Annotated in this window: 11 protein-coding genes and 1 pseudogene; 10 read left to right on the top strand and 2 right to left on the bottom strand. The window is 47.4% G+C overall.

What is annotated here, in order from left to right; all coding sequences use genetic code 11:
• Positions 1-44: 44 nt before the first annotated feature.
• A pseudogene (locus ASL14_RS10835) lies at positions 45-665 on the bottom strand (alpha/beta hydrolase).
• Between the two features lie 225 nt (positions 666-890).
• Between ASL14_RS10835 and ASL14_RS10840 the strand changes: the two are divergent.
• The 3 genes from ASL14_RS10840 to ASL14_RS10850 all read left to right on the top strand — a co-directional run bounded on the left by ASL14_RS10840 (position 891) and on the right by ASL14_RS10850 (position 6036).
• Positions 891-2567: an SWIM zinc finger family protein gene (locus tag ASL14_RS10840; protein WP_134911590.1), complete on the top strand. Its 1677-nt coding sequence runs from the start codon at positions 891-893 to the stop codon at positions 2565-2567.
• Positions 2564-5590 (top strand): DEAD/DEAH box helicase, encoded by a 3027-nt coding sequence (locus ASL14_RS10845; RefSeq protein WP_134911591.1) that lies wholly within the window; start codon positions 2564-2566, stop codon positions 5588-5590. Before ASL14_RS10840 ends, ASL14_RS10845 begins: the two co-directional genes overlap by 4 nt.
• 101 nt (positions 5591-5691) lie before the next feature.
• Positions 5692-6036, top strand: coding sequence for a hypothetical protein (locus tag ASL14_RS10850; RefSeq protein WP_134911592.1), 345 nt, complete (start codon positions 5692-5694; stop codon positions 6034-6036).
• Positions 6037-6141: 105 nt separating this feature from the next.
• Here the strand turns inward: ASL14_RS10850 and ASL14_RS10855 are convergent, their stop codons facing one another.
• A complete protein-coding gene (locus tag ASL14_RS10855) occupies positions 6142-8235 on the bottom strand; it encodes a pectate lyase family protein (protein WP_134911593.1) in 2094 nt (697 codons plus the stop codon).
• A 325-nt stretch (positions 8236-8560) separates the two neighbouring features.
• On the opposite strand from ASL14_RS10855, the gene ASL14_RS10860 reads away from it, so the two are divergent.
• The 7 genes from ASL14_RS10860 to ASL14_RS10890 all read left to right on the top strand — a co-directional run bounded on the left by ASL14_RS10860 (position 8561) and on the right by ASL14_RS10890 (position 16961).
• Positions 8561-9082 (top strand): ClbS/DfsB family four-helix bundle protein, encoded by a 522-nt coding sequence (locus tag ASL14_RS10860; protein ID WP_134911594.1) that lies wholly within the window; start codon positions 8561-8563, stop codon positions 9080-9082.
• A 75-nt stretch (positions 9083-9157) separates the two neighbouring features.
• Positions 9158-9793 (top strand): uridine kinase, encoded by a 636-nt coding sequence (gene udk, locus ASL14_RS10865; protein WP_134911595.1) that lies wholly within the window; start codon positions 9158-9160, stop codon positions 9791-9793.
• Between the two features lie 242 nt (positions 9794-10035).
• A complete protein-coding gene (locus ASL14_RS10870) occupies positions 10036-11595 on the top strand; it encodes a response regulator transcription factor (protein WP_134911596.1) in 1560 nt (519 codons plus the stop codon).
• A 38-nt stretch (positions 11596-11633) separates the two neighbouring features.
• The gene (locus tag ASL14_RS10875) at positions 11634-13445 is read left to right on the top strand and encodes a cache domain-containing sensor histidine kinase (RefSeq protein WP_134911597.1); all 1812 of its coding nucleotides are present in this window, start codon (positions 11634-11636) and stop codon (positions 13443-13445) included.
• A 407-nt stretch (positions 13446-13852) separates the two neighbouring features.
• Complete coding sequence (locus ASL14_RS10880) at positions 13853-15142, top strand: ABC transporter substrate-binding protein (protein ID WP_134911598.1); 1290 nt, start codon at positions 13853-13855, stop codon at positions 15140-15142.
• A gap of 101 nt (positions 15143-15243) precedes the next feature.
• Positions 15244-16140 carry a carbohydrate ABC transporter permease gene (locus ASL14_RS10885; protein WP_025686098.1) on the top strand — a complete coding sequence of 299 codons (897 nt, stop codon included), beginning with the start codon at positions 15244-15246 and terminating at the stop codon, positions 16138-16140.
• Positions 16137-16961 carry a carbohydrate ABC transporter permease gene (locus tag ASL14_RS10890; RefSeq protein WP_134911599.1) on the top strand — a complete coding sequence of 275 codons (825 nt, stop codon included), beginning with the start codon at positions 16137-16139 and terminating at the stop codon, positions 16959-16961. Before ASL14_RS10885 ends, ASL14_RS10890 begins: the two co-directional genes overlap by 4 nt.
• Positions 16962-17004 lie beyond the last annotated feature (43 nt).

Below are 17004 nucleotides of genomic sequence, written 5' to 3' on the forward strand. Positions count from 1 at the left end.
TAATATACGTGTGAAAATCCATCTCACTATTCCTGCTGTTACATTTAAGCTTTTGAATTAAGACCTGCATCCTCACGCAGCCACTGGAGTACATCCCGCTGGTTGTCAGGGGAAACACCGTGGTCCGTCAGGTACGTTTTGAATGTGCAGTGAGAAGTCCGGGTCTGGAAATACGGAATCGTATTCGCCGTGGGAAATAAATACGGATACGTCCTCCGTGCTTTGCAGCGTGTATTCCGTTTTCACAAAATCAGGCACATAGCCGTTCAACGCCACGATTCCCTTCAATTGGTTGCCCAGCGTAAGTGCAAGCGACATCGACAAAATCGCTCCCTGACTGAATCCGAGGAAATACCGTCTACCAGGATCAACCGGATACTTGTCTGTGGCATATTGTACGAACGCCTGAAGCTGCTCGATAGCCCAATCAAACTGCTCGCGCAGCGGATTGCCCAGACTTTTCAGCTCATAATATTGAAATCCCCCGCCCATAGGCAAGTCTCCACGAATACCGATAATAATAAATCCCCCGACAGCGGCTCGACAACTCCGTACATGTCCTGCTCATTGGACCCTTTACCGTGCAGTGTAAAAATGGTCGGATACGTGCGGTTGGGATCAAGCTGGCTGGGCAGGTGAATATCGTAGCTATATAAAGATGACATCTTCTTTTCCTTCTCATACAATCCTAAACAGGATCATCAGCACTAAAATATTAGTAATATTTATTTTATATTCATAATACAAATTCACTCCCTAAAAGAACGCATGTCAACCCGCATGAAAACTTTCCATCTGCTCCCTCCACCTCAATTTACGGTCATGAACTGATATAATGGAAGAGTTAAGCTTTCATCGATTGACTATTCTCTCTTAGGAGACTAATGCATATGAAACCAACCTATCTTATGGATGATATACAATGGCAGCAGCTTATCCAGAACGTGGCTGACCATTTTAATGATGTGACGATCAAACGCGGGTTTCAATATTTCAAGCAAGGAAAGGTAAAAGAATTTACAATGCCTGACGCCGACCATATCGCGGCTGTCGTAGATGGAAGCGATCTTTACGAAGTGGATCTCCACTTGAGCGCTTTTGCTGCCAGCCGATGCACATGTCCGGTTCATAAGAACTGCAAGCACATGATCGCCACACTGCTGAATTATGCGAAAGAGCAGGAACGTTCCGTACATGCGTTGGTGAACGCCCATTCAGCGAGCTTCACCCGATTGGCTGCCCAATCTGACGTGCGCACCACCGCGCCAACTTCCCGGTCCACTCCTTCACCGGATCGCAAGGAAACTGCAAGGAACACGCTCAGCAAAACAGCAAGCCGCATACCGGATATACCCATCTCGGAATGGCATGACCTGTTCGATCAGTGCATCGCGCTCAACCATGTAAACACGCAAAATTCTCAATATGTCCAAAGCGCCCTAGCCTCGATATATGCTGTGAAGCCGCCGCTTTCACCCGGCATGCAACAGTTGTATGGACTGCACGCTCATCTGCGTGTGCTGGAAAAGCTGGTGCCTCAGTCACCTATGCCGGGCTATCCCACCCATTCCTATATGGGATATTACACGCAAATCGCCGCAGATGAGCTTAAAGAAGCTATCGAGCGTGATTTTGAGAGCCAGCTTGTCCTAACACCTGCCCTAATCAATGAACCGATGCAAGAAGCACGCATGGCAGAGACCTTGGCCTATTTACGCCGAAAAATGCTGACAGAATCGCGTAATGGCAATTATTTTTCAGACGCGTACTACCGATTTTGGCTAAACTGGATGCGTCCCCAGCAGAAAGATTCCACTTCCAGCATATATGCAGAGGAATTACTGCATTTGCAGACGGCTGAGGATGAGCTTGGGACAGCTTTGGCCCGGCTTCCCTGGATGCTGGCCCAAAGCTGGATGTATTTTTACCAGTCGCAGGATGATCAAGCCTGGTCGCTGCTTGAGGAGGCCGAAAAAGCTTTTCCGCTAAAAATCTCTTCGAGTCAGTTGCTTTTGTTCTTGCATGCGTTGCGTGAAGCCGAGGAATGGCCACGCCTCAAGGATGGGCTACGGCATATCGGACCCTTGCTTCACAGCCATCGGGACGATCATTTACACGATTATATGAATGGTTGGGATATGGTTTTGCAGCACCTTCCAGAAGCGGAGCAGGAAATGTGGAATACACTGGTCGGTATGCTTCCTTTTGCCGGGGGAATGTATGAAGAAGCGCTGCTTGCCCACGACAAATGGCGGCAATGGATTGACTATCAGCTAAGTATACGCAGCAAGCCTTTGAGTTTTCGGGTGAGCGTGTTACAACCCATTGAAAAGAACGCACCAGAGCTGCTGTTGCCCTTTTACCATCAGGCGGTGGAACGATATGTGCTGGAAAAAAATAGATCCAGCTATAAAGCAGCGGTCAAACTGTTGAAGCGACTGTTCAAGCTATACAAAAAAATGAAGCAAGAACCGCGTTGGGAGCTGTTCTTCGCGACCTTCACCAGCCGTCATAGCCGCCTGAGGGCGCTACAGGAGGAATTGCGGAAAGGGAAATTGTTATCATGAGCCAATATACAGAGACGATTACGGTACACATCCAGTTAACCACCTATGGAGACGCGCTTATTTATGGCGATTCGTCTATGAACTACAGCATTTCCGGCCAAATCCTGAAGCAGCGTTTATTTGCTTGGCATGAGGCTTCTTTCTATGGCACCGATCTGGAGATTCAACACATTCAGGGCACGGATATTATCCTCCTCCCCTCGGAGCAGGTGATTCCCTTTCTGACGGAGCGCAAATTGCTGGAGCATATCGAATGGATCTGGGACGAGGACAATGCCCCGTGGCTTCGGCTGATCCCTCTACTTGCCCATTGTATTGAAGCAAAAGCCTACGTGCCCAGCTTTACAGCATTTCAGACAGGGAAGCTACAATGGATTTGGGATGCGGAAGTACTGGAGGCGACGGCGGCGCGAGAGACGTTAGAAGCGTTAGAGGGGCTAGAATCGGGGAAAAGGTTTGAAAGCATCGAAGCGGCAGAGCTTGCTCTGCTTGACAGCCTGGAAAAGGACGCGAGCGAAGGGCTGGCGGCGGCGTTCTCGGCCGCCGTGTTTCAGCGCTGGTACGACACCGAAGCGGAAGCCGCCGATTTGCGAAGAGAATATCCAATTCTCTTCGCCCAAAACCGCCAGGCTGCGACGGGTCTGGATGCGCGGGCATGGCTTATCGCTATCGGCTGGAAAGCCGATACTGCGCCCTTCCGCCCGCTTCTGCAACTGTTGGAGCCGGAGCTGGAGGACGACGATCCGTCGTGGCAGCTCAAGCTTGTGTTGCAGGACAAGCAGGACCCTGTGCTGCTGGTGTCTGTGCAGCTCGCCGATGATGGGCATGCGTCCGGTTCATGGCCTGATGCGTGGACAACCCATGTGCGTGAGCGCTCAGCCGGATGGCTGGAGCGCTTGACCGCGATTTTGCCCGCCGGGCAGCGTACCGGAAGCCGCGATGACGTGCTGGATCGCCCGCTCTCCGACGAGGCGGCGTGGCAATTTCTGACGACCGACAGCCATCGCTTGCTGGAGGGCGGTTGGCAGGTGCTGCTTCCCGCTTGGTGGGAAGCAGCCACCCGCAAGAAGCCGAAGCTGCGGGCCAAGGTCCGCCCGGGCGAAGGCGGAGGCGAGCGCGCGAAGGGCAGCTCGCTGTTCGGACTGGACTCGATTGTCCAGTTCGATTGGCGTGTTGCCATTGGCGATGCCGATCTGAGCGAGTCCGAGTTCGCCGAGCTGGTGGCCCGCAATGAGCGGCTGGTACGCTTTCGCGGGCAATGGATCGCACTCGATCCCGCGCTGCTGGCGCAAATCCGTCGGGCCATGGCCGGGATCGACAGCACTCAGGGATTGTCCTTTCAGGACATCCTACAGCTACACCTGCTCGGCAACGCTGATGAGGCGGAGAGCGACGCTACGGGAGAACAGCCGGAGGATGCGGCACGCTTCCGGCTGGAGGTCGAGCTGAACGGGCATCTGCTGAAGCTGATCAGCCAGCTTGGGCGGCAGTCGGAATGGCCCGCACTGGACGTGCCGGACGGACTGCAAGCCGAGCTGCGGACGTATCAGCAGGACGGATACGCGTGGCTTGCCTTTTTACGGCGCTTTGGACTGGGCGCCTGCCTTGCCGACGATATGGGGCTTGGCAAAACGGTGCAGTTTATTGCCTATTTGCTACATCTACAGGACATCGCAGCAGAGACGAGCGTCCGCTCCAGCTCGCTGCTGATTTGTCCGACTTCAGTGCTGGGCAACTGGCAGAAGGAACTCAGCCGATTCGCCCCTTCATTGAAGGTCATGCTCCACTATGGAAGCAAGCGGGATCAGGGCGACTTATTCCGTGAGGAAGTGGAGCAAGCCGATGTTATTCTGACCTCCTTTGCAACAGCGACCCTTGATCAAGAGCTGCTGCAAAGCATAACCTGGGACTCGGTTTGCCTGGATGAAGCGCAGAACATTAAAAATGCGCAAACCAAGCAATCCAGTGCCGTTCGCAGCTTCCCTGCCCGGCATCGTATAGCGCTGACCGGGACGCCTATTGAAAATCGGCTGTCCGAGCTATGGTCGATTTATGATTTTATCAATCCCGGTTATCTGGGCAGCGCACGCTCCTTCAGCAATCGGTTCATCAATGCTATCGAGAAGGAACATAACGAACAACGAACGATAGACCTGCAAAAGCTGGTTCAGCCCTTCATGCTGCGACGCAAGAAGAAAGACCCGGCTATACAGCTTGATTTGCCCGAGAAAAATGAGATGAAAACGTACATTCACCTCACCTCCGAGCAGGGAGCGCTCTATGACCAAATTGTTAAAGAGCTCATGGAACGGATGCAGAAGCTGGAGGGGATTGAGCGAAAAGGCGCTATATTATCTGCCCTGACCCAGTTGAAGCAGCTTTGCGACCATCCTGCGCTCTTAACTAAGGAGGCGGTGCCGGATGCCACGGCTTCCAGCTATAGTCAGCCCGATTTCGAAGCAGTTATCAGCCGTTCATCCAAGCTGGAGCGTATTTTAGCCATGGTCAAGGAGCTGCGGGAGGAAGGCGAGCGCTGCCTTATTTTCACACAGTATATCGGCATGGGACGTATGCTCCAGCAGGTGCTCGCTCAAGAGCTGCAAGAGCCGGTGCTCTATCTCAACGGCAGCACGTCCAAAACCGCCCGTGACCGGATGATTGACCAGTTCCAATCTCACACATTGCCACCTGACGAGCAGCCATCCGTATTTATTTTGTCACTCAAAGCCGGGGGTGTGGGTCTGAATCTGACAGCCGCCAACCACGTCTTTCACTTCGACCGCTGGTGGAATCCGGCTGTTGAAAATCAGGCCACGGACCGCGCCTACCGGATGGGACAAACGAAAGATGTTCAGGTACACAAGTTCATCTCGCTGGGCACGCTGGAGGAACGCATTGACGAAATGCTGGAGAGCAAGCAGCAGCTTAGCGACCAGATCATTTCCAGCACCGAGGGCTGGATTACCGAGCTGTCGACGGATGCGTTGAAAGAACTCTTTACGCTACGACGCGATTGGGCATGATGAGGTCTATAAACCTAATTTTTAAGAAGTAGTTTATAGCACAGTCCTAAACTCCTTTGTGTGCATCTACTATCACATCACAACAAAGGAGTTGATATGAAGTGGCCATTCGTCCTCCTCAAACCCTGAAGTCTACGGGCAGAAAGGTTCCTGTTACGAAATATCGTAATGTAAGTCCTACGCAAACCCTTCGTCGGTTTACAGTCATCTGGGCTAACACTAATGGTGTGCCTTTTAACACGACCGGATTTTTTGCAGTGCTCCGGCGTACAAATGGAAGTTTTGTGCAAGCCGTGAATTTCGACGGTTTCGGCACAGCCCGATTCAGCAGGGTCCGCACACCTACGAACCAACCTTATATTCTGCGTACCTTTAGAGACGATGGAACATTGTTCCGGGTCAGATCGGTACCCGCCGGTGTATCCTCGTTTGTCGTTATCGGTTAAGTGCTTGCCGAACGCGTCCTGAAAGTGTATACGAAAAAAAGCAGCCAGGAACAGAGTATATCTGTCCTGGCTGCTTCTTATTCCAATGCTATTTTTCCAATACACTTATTCGGAATCTTCCACCGTTTCTGCAGCCTTCAAAGCAACTGTTTTGTATACGGTTTTAAGCCAGTTTTCATTCGACCAGTTCAGCTTGCCTGCACCTGCTCCGTCCTTGGCTGTCAATTGAGCAACCAGGTTTTCAGGATCTTCGGCTGTGTAGCTGTATGGCAACGTTGTGAATCCATTCCACGAGAAGCTCTTGCCTTTTACAGGATAAGGGGCTAACGGGCTATTCGCATCTTCGCTGCCCCCTCTGAATACTGTACCGTTGTCAGAGAAGATAACATCTTCTGCTTTGATTTTACCTGTGTAGTCATCTTTTTTAGGGTCTTTTTGATTATTACGAACTGGTGAAAATACATCAATTAAATACGATTTTTCAAGCAGTACCGCGCCATTTTCCGTGGAAATCGCACCGTTACCCACTACGTCAAAATGGTATCCTTTGGCAGCAATCGCTTTTGCCATGTCGGACGTAATTCTGTTTTTGGCTCTAGCCAATCCGGCATCGTCCATAACGATGTTATAGGCATGGGCATTACCAGCACGCAAACGCGGCATACGGTCTTGAATATCCTTGTAGTAGTTATGGTGCAATGTTACTGCCAAATCTGCATTATCAGCGGCCATCTCAGTAGCACCGATCAGATGCGCTTTCTTTTGTCCTGCTGCGATATCAATGATATCTTCTTTACTCAAGCCTACTGCACTGCTTCTCAGATAAGCATACATAGGGTAGGAAGATTTGTCTGCTTCCATAGCGTTAATTTGTTGAGTTACCCAGCTATTGGAGCTGCGGTCATCTCCTTTGAACAAGGACCAGGAAATGGTAACTCCGTTACTGCCTTTTTTCACATCTACCAAGCCATCATATGCTTTGTTGAATGTACAATGGTCAATCCATACTTTGGAGCTTTGGCCTTCAACCGTGATATAATCCCAGTCATTCTTGTCATAGTTCCCTTTGGTTGCTTCATCCCACTCCCAAAGTTCGTCAAATTCGAGGTTACGGAAAATCAAATTAGAGCTTCTTTTGATAACAAAGCCAGCATGTTTGATTTTAGCGCCATTTGCCGAGAAAATCGTGATTCCATTCAAGTTTTCTATATAGATTTTGCTCACACCTGTTTTCTTCAAAACAGGATTTGTCAGCACAGGGTTGTTTGCGCTAAAAGGCATGACCTTCGCAGCATCAGGCATTACGTTCCATCCCAAATCAAGATCATTCATGATCTCAATAACTTTGACTTTAGTACCTTTTTTAAGTGCTTCATTGAGATCTACAGCGTTGTAAACCTTTTTGTAATTGGCATCGGTTTCCTTAATTTCCCCGCCACCTGTATTACCATAGGAGAAACCGGCCAGATTATAGTTAATATTTGAGGTTGCGTTCTTATCTACCCCAGGAGTTGGTTTATCTGTACCTGGTGTTGGATTCACAGGTGTTGTACTTGGATCTGTTTCGGTTGAAGCGCCGGATACGATAACATTATCGAACTGGGCAACCGCCTTGGAGGTTACCAAACCAATGGCTCCGGAAGCAAGGCTGGAATCTGTTGCGGTCAGCTCCAGCTGATCATTGACATACATCTTAATGTCCGAACCGGACAGCTCCAGCTTCACTCTGTACCAGGTATTGGTGTCCAGTTTGTATTTGTTATTGGTAGCCAGTGTCTTCATAGAACCGTTTACCTTTTTGCGAATTTCAAGTGCTCCGCCTTTCTTGTTGTACAAAGATGCAGCATAAAAGTTGTTGGAATCTGTGTATCTGCCTGCAACATATACCCGATTGGAGCCATTAAAATCATCTACATATACATCTGCTTGCACACTATAGTTGGTCCATGATGCATTACCTTTAACCGAATGGCTTTCGCTTTGACTAGATTGCTGGTATGTAGAGCCATTCCCGTTCGCGACAACAGACCAGTTCCCTGAACCTGCTGTCCAGCCTTGAGCTTCCCCTTGTTCAAAATCATCACTTACCTGTAAATTCCCATCTGCATGTGCATGACCTAGTAACGGTAACGACAAAGACAGAGCCATCGTACTGCTCAACATTACACTTGCACATTTTTTCAGCAAACTCGACTTCATGTAATAGTCTCCTTTTTAGATAAATTGATAAGAACCAACCAACATAACTGTACAGCTGTTTGTGCCATACGGCCTTTCCAAACAATATACGCTAGCGCAATACACTAATAATTATAGACTTATAAAATAACATTAAAATATGTCGAATTACTTATCTTTTGGTTTAAATTCTCTATTAATTTTGCATCCTTTTTCGTGAATATACCAATTGCCCTTTCATAAAACCACATAAAACATTTTTTTGAATAAGCCATAAGGTTGTCATGTTTAAAGTGATACATTTAGAGAGGTCGGTATAATGAAAAGAACCTATAGGAGTGATTAGATGCCCAGCTACCACTACGCTTCCAAAACCGAGTTAAAAGAAGCGATTCATGCCTCCTACTTACTGTTAGATAGTGAATACAAGGAGGTTGACGAGAACCAAAAGGATATCCGGATACCCGAAGTAGATAAAACACCTGCAGAAATCATTGCCTACCAGCTTGGATGGCTCCATCTTGTCATGTCATGGGACAGGGACGAAAAGGAAGGAAAACCCGTCATCATGCCTGCACCAAATTATAAATGGAACAGACTAGGCGAGCTTTACCAATCCTTTTACAAAACCTACACCCACCACTCTTTACATGAATTACGCCAACTATTCAAGCTGACAGAGCAAAATTGGCTGGATTGGATTGACACGCTAAGTCATGAAGAACTCTTTACGCAGGGTGTTCACAAGTGGACAGGCAGTAATCCGAAGTGGCCCATGGCTAGATGGATTCACATCAACTCCGTGGCACCGTTTAAAACATTCAGAGCCAAGATACGAAAGTGGAAGAAATACAATGCTCTGCATTGATGAAAAAAAGTGCGTGTTGTGCTACAATACTTGAGTTGTATCGGGATATATTCAGGGAAGGGTAAGTGAAACGCCATGCTTATTATTGGTATTGCCGGCGGTACGGGTTCCGGTAAATCAACGGTAGCACGCGCTGTCGTTGATCGTCTGGGATCTAATAAAGTGACTTTCATATCTCAGGATAACTATTATAAAGACCATTCACATCTGAGCTATGACGAACGTGCTTTGGTCAATTATGATCATCCGTTTGCCTTTGACAACGAATTGCTTATCGAGCATCTCCAATGTCTGAAAAAAGGACAAGCGACTCAAGCGCCAGTATATGACTTTACAGTTCATGCCCGTTCCACTGACGAGACGGTAGAGCTTCTGCCGAATCATATCGTCATGCTGGAAGGATTGCACGTACTGTCTGACGAAAAGCTCCGTCAACTGCTCGACATCAAGGTATTTGTCGACACCGATCCGGATGTGCGTATACTTCGCCGGGTACTTCGGGATATTGAGGAGCGAGGCCGCACCATTCAGTCGATCCATGATCACTATTTGAGTACGGTTAAGCCCATGCACGAGGCATTTATTGAGCCTTCCAAGAAATACGCTGACCTGATCCTCCCTGAAGGGGGCCACAATGAGGTTGGCATTCAACTGCTGTCTATTTTGACTGAAAAATATTTGGCAGGTGATCGAACATGGGGTACCGTTTAAGGTAAAGGTAGCCCGGTTTACTCAGGCTGTCGAGATCTTCTCGGCGGCCTTTTTTGTCGTTTTACATGCCATTTGAACTAAATTACCTTTGGATTAGACAGAGGTTTATGTTAGCATGTAAGGATTAAATGCTTTATATTTAAGCTAAGTTGGAAGCGTTATCAACTATGTATCTCAAATGATATGACGTCCGCCTTATGGAGGTCTTTTTTTGAATAGGTATAATTACGGAGAGTGCTGCCATGAAAGAGCTATGCAATATTTTGATTGTAGATGATGAGATATTGGTACGGCAAGGGATCAAGCATCATTTATCGTGGGAACAGTATGGATTTCGCATTGTAGGCGAGGCTTCTAATGGAAAAGAAGCGTTAGCGCTGATTGAGACTTTGCGCCCCCATATTGTCATTACGGATATCGTGATGCCTATCATGGACGGTGAAGAACTGACGCGCATTGTCAGACAGAATTATCCTGATATTGAGGTCATTGTGCTCAGTAGCTACGGCGAGTTTAATTACGTGCGATCCACCTTCCAGCAAGGTGTTGCTGACTATATTTTGAAGCCCAAGCTGGACACGGATGAGCTGCTGCAAGTGCTCCAGAGAACAGCCCGCAAAATTCCGTCCATTCAGTATCAGGCGGATGCCGGGAATAACCAAATTACGATGGATCATGTGATAGAAAAGCTCGTTTCCGGCTATAGCATCGACTATGACACGGAACTGCTGAAGCAGGAATTTCCGTATGCCCGTTTTACACTCATAGGCGTGGAGCAGGCGGAACCACAGGGAAAAGGCCACTCCCACCCTGCCTTGGACCTATTTTCCAAGCTCACCGATCGAGTGACATCTGCCTGTGAACAAATCGTGTTGCGACAACTGCCGTCTGATGCAAACGCGGCTGTTTTTTTAGCTAATCTTGATCCGCGTGAATTACACTCCTGGATAGCTGCGGTCCGAGAAGTAGCTCAGGAGACGAAGCAAGTCGAGCCACAGACAGGCTGGGCGATCAGCCGTTTGTTTGATAATTTTAATCAAATGAGCGAGGTCTATCAGGATGAACTGCCCAAACTGCTCAGCTATCGCTTTTACTTCCCGGGAACCGCGCTCCTGATGGAAGACGAACTCCCCAAGCCTGTTCAGGTGAACAGCTCGTTTAACTTAAAGCAGTTCACGGAAGAGATGAAGCGTGAGCATTTTGAAACGGCTTTTCAGGATTTGAGGTCTTATGTAGCCGCTATGTCCGGCAACTATACCTCCACCGCTTTTGAATTCAAATCCCTTCTCGGGAACATCGTATTCAACATTACGATTTTGCTCGGGAATCAGGGGTATGATATGAAGGAACTGGATGCGGCGAAATACTCCTATTTCAAAACAATTAATGATGCCCCTCACGTACATGAGGCAGTGCGATTGTTGGAGACCTTTTTAGAAGAAGCGAACATGCAGATTCTGGCCAAAACACAGCAAGGAAGCAGTACGAGCATGAAGAAGCTGCTGGAATATATCGAAGAACATCACGCGGAAACGCTCAATTTGACGACACTCGGTCAATATTTTCATTTTAATCCCTCTTACTTGTCCAGTTATTTTACAGCACACCATACAGAGGGCTTCAGCGAGTATCTGAACAAAATTCGGGTTGAAAAGGCTGCTGAGCTGCTGCGGTCGGGGACGATGTCCATTTCGGATATTAGCAGCACCGTCGGCTATTCGGACCCCAGCTATTTTACCAAAGTGTTCAAAAAGGTAACGGGTTACTCACCCAGCCAATATCGCCGGGAGCATCTCCATTAGAGAGCAAGAGCATATCTGCCAGCAGAAAAGAGATTGATATGAAAAGGTATATCCATAAAATCAAATATCAAGGTCTGTTCTTTAAAATATTTGTCGTTATGGTGGTCAGCATCACTGCGGTGTCCTTGCTGACCTCTTTGGTGACGATTCGGATGTCTGAACGACTGTTCGCCGAAACATTCAGCATTACGAATGCCAAGGTACTCAGTCAGATTCAATCCAGCTTTGAGTCCTTCAATGATTCTATCGTGAATGCCGTAACCCATGCTTCGGAAAATGGAACGGTCAAAAACTACCTGACAGGAGGGCAATCCGACTCCATTAACTCAGCGCGAATCTACTTCGGCATGGCACAGCAGATGAAGCAGATTAAATCAAATGTCGACGCCTATGATGTCAGTGTCGCCGTAACGGGCATGAACGGCCGGAGCTTCTATTCCGACTCGTCCTACTGGCCGGTAACTGCGGAGGAGCTCAAGAACAGTTTGATTACAGCCCGCAGCGCGGCACAGCCTACACAGCTCATGTATCAATTGGATACGGATCTATTTCGTCAGCAAATGAATAATACCGGGCAGAAACCGACACCGTATATTATCGCCTCCAAGGCTTTTATGGAGCGAACTAGCGGTACGTTGTATGGCATGATCTACATTGCCATTCGCGAGCCGGAATTCCGCCGCTTCTATAACAACTTCACAAGCAACGGCAATGATGTACTCATTTTGGACAAGTCGGGACTGATTGTATCGAGCAACCGTCAGGATCTGATCGGACAACGTTCCAATGAGTTGCTAGGCTATGCCACAAAAATTAATGAACAGGGACTTAATTACATCAATGCCGATGTGATGAACAAGGAGAGCATCCTTCTTTCCAACTACATTCCTTCTTATGATTTTTATCTGGTGAACATGATCGACAGACAAACTGCGATCGGACAGATTATTGACGTCAAATCCGTTGTACTGATCTGCATTGGCATTGTGTTGATTGCTTTGTTAATTGTTTTTCTGATTTCCCGTCGCCTGATTCGTTCTCTGACCCGGCTGGTCAAGCAAATGTCGACCGTCCGCGAGAAAAATTTTGATAACTATCTCCCGGTAACGGGTAGCTATGAGGTTAGACAGTTAAGTCATGCCTACAACTACATGCTGGATGAACTGAATGACTATATCCAGAAGCTTCTAGAGACGCAAAAAGGACAACGAAATGCAGAATTGGCTGCGCTGCAGCGGCAGATCAATCCGCATTTTCTGTACAATACACTGGCTTCGATCAAAATGCTGGTGCTCAAAGGAAACAAGGAGACCGCCGCCGAGACGATCAACGCACTCATTTCCCTACTGCAAAATACGATCAGCAATGTAAGTGAAACGATCACCATCGAGCAGGAAATGGCCAATATGCAAAATTACGTGTTCATTAACCACGTGCGCTATGGGCAGCGGGTACAGGTGAATTATTTTGTGTCGCCGGATTGTCTGGAGTACCATGTGCCCAAGCTGATTATCCAGCCTTTTATCGAAAATTCATTTTTCCATGCATTTAATGAAAAAAATACAGGACACATCTATATATTGGTGTCCAAAACGGACGACACTCTCATCTGCGAGGTAGTCGACGACGGGGACGGTATGGATATGGACGGACATGCTGTGCAGGACGGACTTCCGAACCCCAAGAGCAAGCGCCAACTGTTCACGGGCATCGGCATTCAGAACGTACACAACCGCATTACCCTTTTATATGGAGAAGAATATGGCGTGACCATCTCCAGCAAAAAAGGCGAGGGTACCAAAGTGAAAATGACACTGCCATTGATCGTAAAACCCGCCTCTCCTATCTAATAAAAATATAGGCTGGACTAAAGACAAAGAAGGTGGAACAAGAACGGAGTGGGCGGAATGGTGCTGTACAAGCGTAGCGGTCGCCTTTGTATCCGGATTTCAACCTTATATAATTTGAATAAAGAAATCTGGATACAACAGCGATGGGAAGCACCATCCGACCGCGCAGTGGCGCTTCGTGTACAACTTTAGTTCAACCTAAAAAAAATACCTAAACCAAAATAAAATACAAATGTAAGCGGTACCTTTTTTGATAATTCATAATAATAAGACCAATCCGTATAAAGATATTCCTAACGCCTGCAAAACAAGGATGATAAACTAGATTTATAAACGAAGTAACCGCTTTCATTCAAAAGGTTTAGCACGAATAAGCAACATATAAAAAAGAGTAGGGGTTGAACGAAATGAAAAAAATGACTTTCCTTCTGCTGATCGCAAGCTTGATCTTGCTGTCCGCATGTTCCAGCAATTCCGAGAAAGCCGCGACTACCACGGATTCCGGCAAGAAAGAAATCACGGTCTGGGCTTGGGACCCGAACTTCAATATCGCGGCACTGAAGCTGGCGAAAGATCGCTACGTTGCCAAACATCCTGATGTAACCGTAAACATTGTAGAATATGCTCAAAATGATATCGTACAAAAAATGAATGCCGGTCTCAACTCCGGTTCCACCAAAGGGTTGCCTAACGTGGTTCTGATCGAGGATTACCGGGCACAGAACTTCCTGCAAGCCTATCCCGATTCCTTCCATGATATGAGCAGCTCCATCAAAGCATCCGACTTCGCGGATTACAAAATCGGACCAACAAGCTACAACGGCAAGCAATACGGTGTTCCATTCGACTCCGGTGTTATGGGTCTGTATGTAAGAACGGACTATTTGGAACAAGCCGGCTACAAAGTAGCTGACCTGACCAACATTGATTGGGACAAATTCATTGAGATCGGTAAAGCTGTGAAGCAAAAAACAGGTAAAGAAATGCTCACTCAAGATCCGAATGACCTCGGTCTGATCCGCGGTATGATCCAATCCGCAGGTTCATGGTACCTGAAAGAAGACGGTAAAACACCAAACCTGGCTGGCAATGCAGCTCTAAAAGAAGCACTCTTGACGTACAAATCCTTGTTCGATGCCAACATTGTTAAAATGAATGCCGACTGGAGCCAATTCCTGGCCGCCTTCAACAGCGGTGCAGTCGCTTCCGTACCTACAGGTAACTGGATTACACCTTCGATCAAAGCCGAAGCTTCGCAATCGGGGAAATGGGCCGTTGTTCCTTTCCCTAAATTGAAAAATGTACCTGAATCGGTGAATGCTTCCAGCCTCGGCGGTAGCTCCTGGTATGTGCTGAACACAGACGGTCAAGATACCGCTGCTGATTTCCTGAAAGAGACATTTGGAACAGATCAAGAACTGTATCAAGATATGCTGAGCAAAATTGGAATTGTCGGTTCATTGAACGCTGCTTCCAGCGGTAAAGCTTATGACGAGACAGATCCGTACTTCGGTGGCGACAAAGTCTATAAGAAATTCGCAGAATGGACCAAACAGGTTCCAAAAGTCAATTATGGCATGCACACTTACGCCATTGAGGATATTATGACCGTTGAAATTCAAAACTACCTGAACGGCAAAGATGTAGATGCAGTTCTGAAAGACGCTCAAGGACAAGCAGAAGCACAGCTTAAATAAAACAGTCCATCTAGCCAAGGCTAAACAATAAAACGATAAGCACTTAAAACCTTGGGCTTTCGAGTTCAAGGTTTTATTGCTGCATGGGGAGTTGACATGGTATGAAGACAGCCGCGCCCAAAATGACGACATCACGTTTCAAGGCAGGTATGACAGGATGGTTGTTCATATCCATCGCAGTGATCATGATTGTGGCTTTTTATTTCTATCCGATGATCCAGGCGCTCATCTTGTCCTTCAAGACAGGTACAGGGTCTAATCTGACCTTCAACGGCATTGATAACTACAAACGTCTGTTCACCGACAGCATGTTTATAACCGCCGTAAAGAACACGTTTATCTATTTGATTTTCCAGGTGCCATTGATGGTGATTCTGGCCCTGTTCATTTCCGTACTGCTGAATGATAAAAACCTGAAATTCAAAGGCTTTTTCCGCACAGCGATCTTCTTGCCTTGTATTACATCCCTTGTAGCCTATTCGGTTGTATTCAAATATCTGTTCTCGGCTGATGGTCTGGTAAACTCCTTATTGCTGAATCTGCACGTGATTGGCACGCCGATTCAATGGATTACAGACCCCTTCTGGGCCAAGGTTACGATTATTATTGCAATCACATGGCGCTGGACCGGCTACAATATGATCTTTTACTTGTCCGGTCTCCAGAACATCGACAACTCGATCTACGAAGCGGCCCGTATTGATGGAGCTTCCTCCATTCGACAATTTTTCAGCATTACGGTTCCACTGCTCAAACCGATTATCCTGTTCACCTCCATCACATCGACGATTGGTACACTCCAGCTCTTCGATGAAATTATGAACATCACCAAAGGCGGACCGGGGAACGCGACTTCTTCCATTTCGCAATATATTTATAACCTGTCCTTCAAATATTCATCCGACTTTGGTTATGCGGCGACCGTATCCTACTCCATCGTCATTATGATCATTATCTTGTCGATCATCCAGTTCAAAGTGGCAGGTGAGAAGAAATGATGAAAACGAAAAGATTATTTACGTATGCCTTTCTGATTATTATATCGTTCGTTTCGATTTTCCCGTTCCTGTGGATGCTATCCAGCGCCACCAACCTGTCGGTTGATGTGACGAAAGGCAAGCTGCTGCCCGGCTCTCATCTGATGGATAATATGCACAATCTGCTGGAAAAAGTGGATATCGTTACCGCGCTGAGTAATTCGGCGAAAATCTCGATTTCCACGACACTGCTGGCAATGCTGATTGCCTCACTGGCAGGCTATGGGTTTGAAATCTACAGAAGTAAAGCCAAGGACGTAGTCTTCAATATCCTGCTAATGTCTATGATGATTCCGTTTGCGGCGATCATGATTCCGCTCTATCGGATGTTCGGCAGTATCTCTAATACGCTGCCTTGGATCGGCATTGATACCCTTTCGTCTGTCGTCATTCCGACAGTTACCACAGCGTTTCTGATCTTCTTTTTCCGTCAAAGCACCAAGATGTTTCCGAAGGACTTGCTGGAAGCCGGTCGTATGGACGGATTGTCCGAGCTGGGTCTGTTCTTCCGGGTGTATATGCCTACGATGAAAACAACTTATGCCGCTGCCGCCATCATCACGTTCATGTCGAGCTGGAATAACTATCTCTGGCCTCTGATCGTGTTGCAAACGCCGGAAAATCAAACGATTCCGCTGTTGATCTCGAACCTCGGCTCTGGCTATGCACCCGATTACGGCGTGATTATGATTGCCATCGTCCTGTCCACGTTGCCGACTGCACTGGTATTCTTCCTGATGCAGAAGCATTTTGTAGCAGGTATGGTAGGCTCGGTAAAATAACAGACTTGCTGTGAAATACCTTCATTTTATTTTTAAAAATAAG

It is taken from the genome of Paenibacillus sp. IHB B 3084, assembly GCF_001447315.1.
Taxonomy (GTDB): Bacteria; Bacillota; Bacilli; order Paenibacillales; family Paenibacillaceae; genus Paenibacillus.

Excerpts from the sequence above, each read along its gene's own strand:
- ASL14_RS10840 (WP_134911590.1), top strand. The coding sequence starts at position 891 with ATGAAACCAACCTATCTTATGGATGATATACAATGGCAGCAGCTTATC.
- ASL14_RS10845 (WP_134911591.1), top strand. The coding sequence starts at position 2,564 with ATGAGCCAATATACAGAGACGATTACGGTACACATCCAGTTAACCACC.
- ASL14_RS10855 (WP_134911593.1), bottom strand. The coding sequence starts at position 8,235 with ATGAAGTCGAGTTTGCTGAAAAAATGTGCAAGTGTAATGTTGAGCAGT.
- ASL14_RS10860 (WP_134911594.1), top strand. The coding sequence starts at position 8,561 with ATGCCCAGCTACCACTACGCTTCCAAAACCGAGTTAAAAGAAGCGATT.
- udk (WP_134911595.1), top strand. The coding sequence starts at position 9,158 with ATGCTTATTATTGGTATTGCCGGCGGTACGGGTTCCGGTAAATCAACG.
- ASL14_RS10870 (WP_134911596.1), top strand. The coding sequence starts at position 10,036 with ATGAAAGAGCTATGCAATATTTTGATTGTAGATGATGAGATATTGGTA.
- ASL14_RS10875 (WP_134911597.1), top strand. The coding sequence starts at position 11,634 with ATGAAAAGGTATATCCATAAAATCAAATATCAAGGTCTGTTCTTTAAA.
- ASL14_RS10880 (WP_134911598.1), top strand. The coding sequence starts at position 13,853 with ATGAAAAAAATGACTTTCCTTCTGCTGATCGCAAGCTTGATCTTGCTG.
- ASL14_RS10885 (WP_025686098.1), top strand. The coding sequence starts at position 15,244 with ATGAAGACAGCCGCGCCCAAAATGACGACATCACGTTTCAAGGCAGGT.
- ASL14_RS10890 (WP_134911599.1), top strand. The coding sequence starts at position 16,137 with ATGATGAAAACGAAAAGATTATTTACGTATGCCTTTCTGATTATTATA.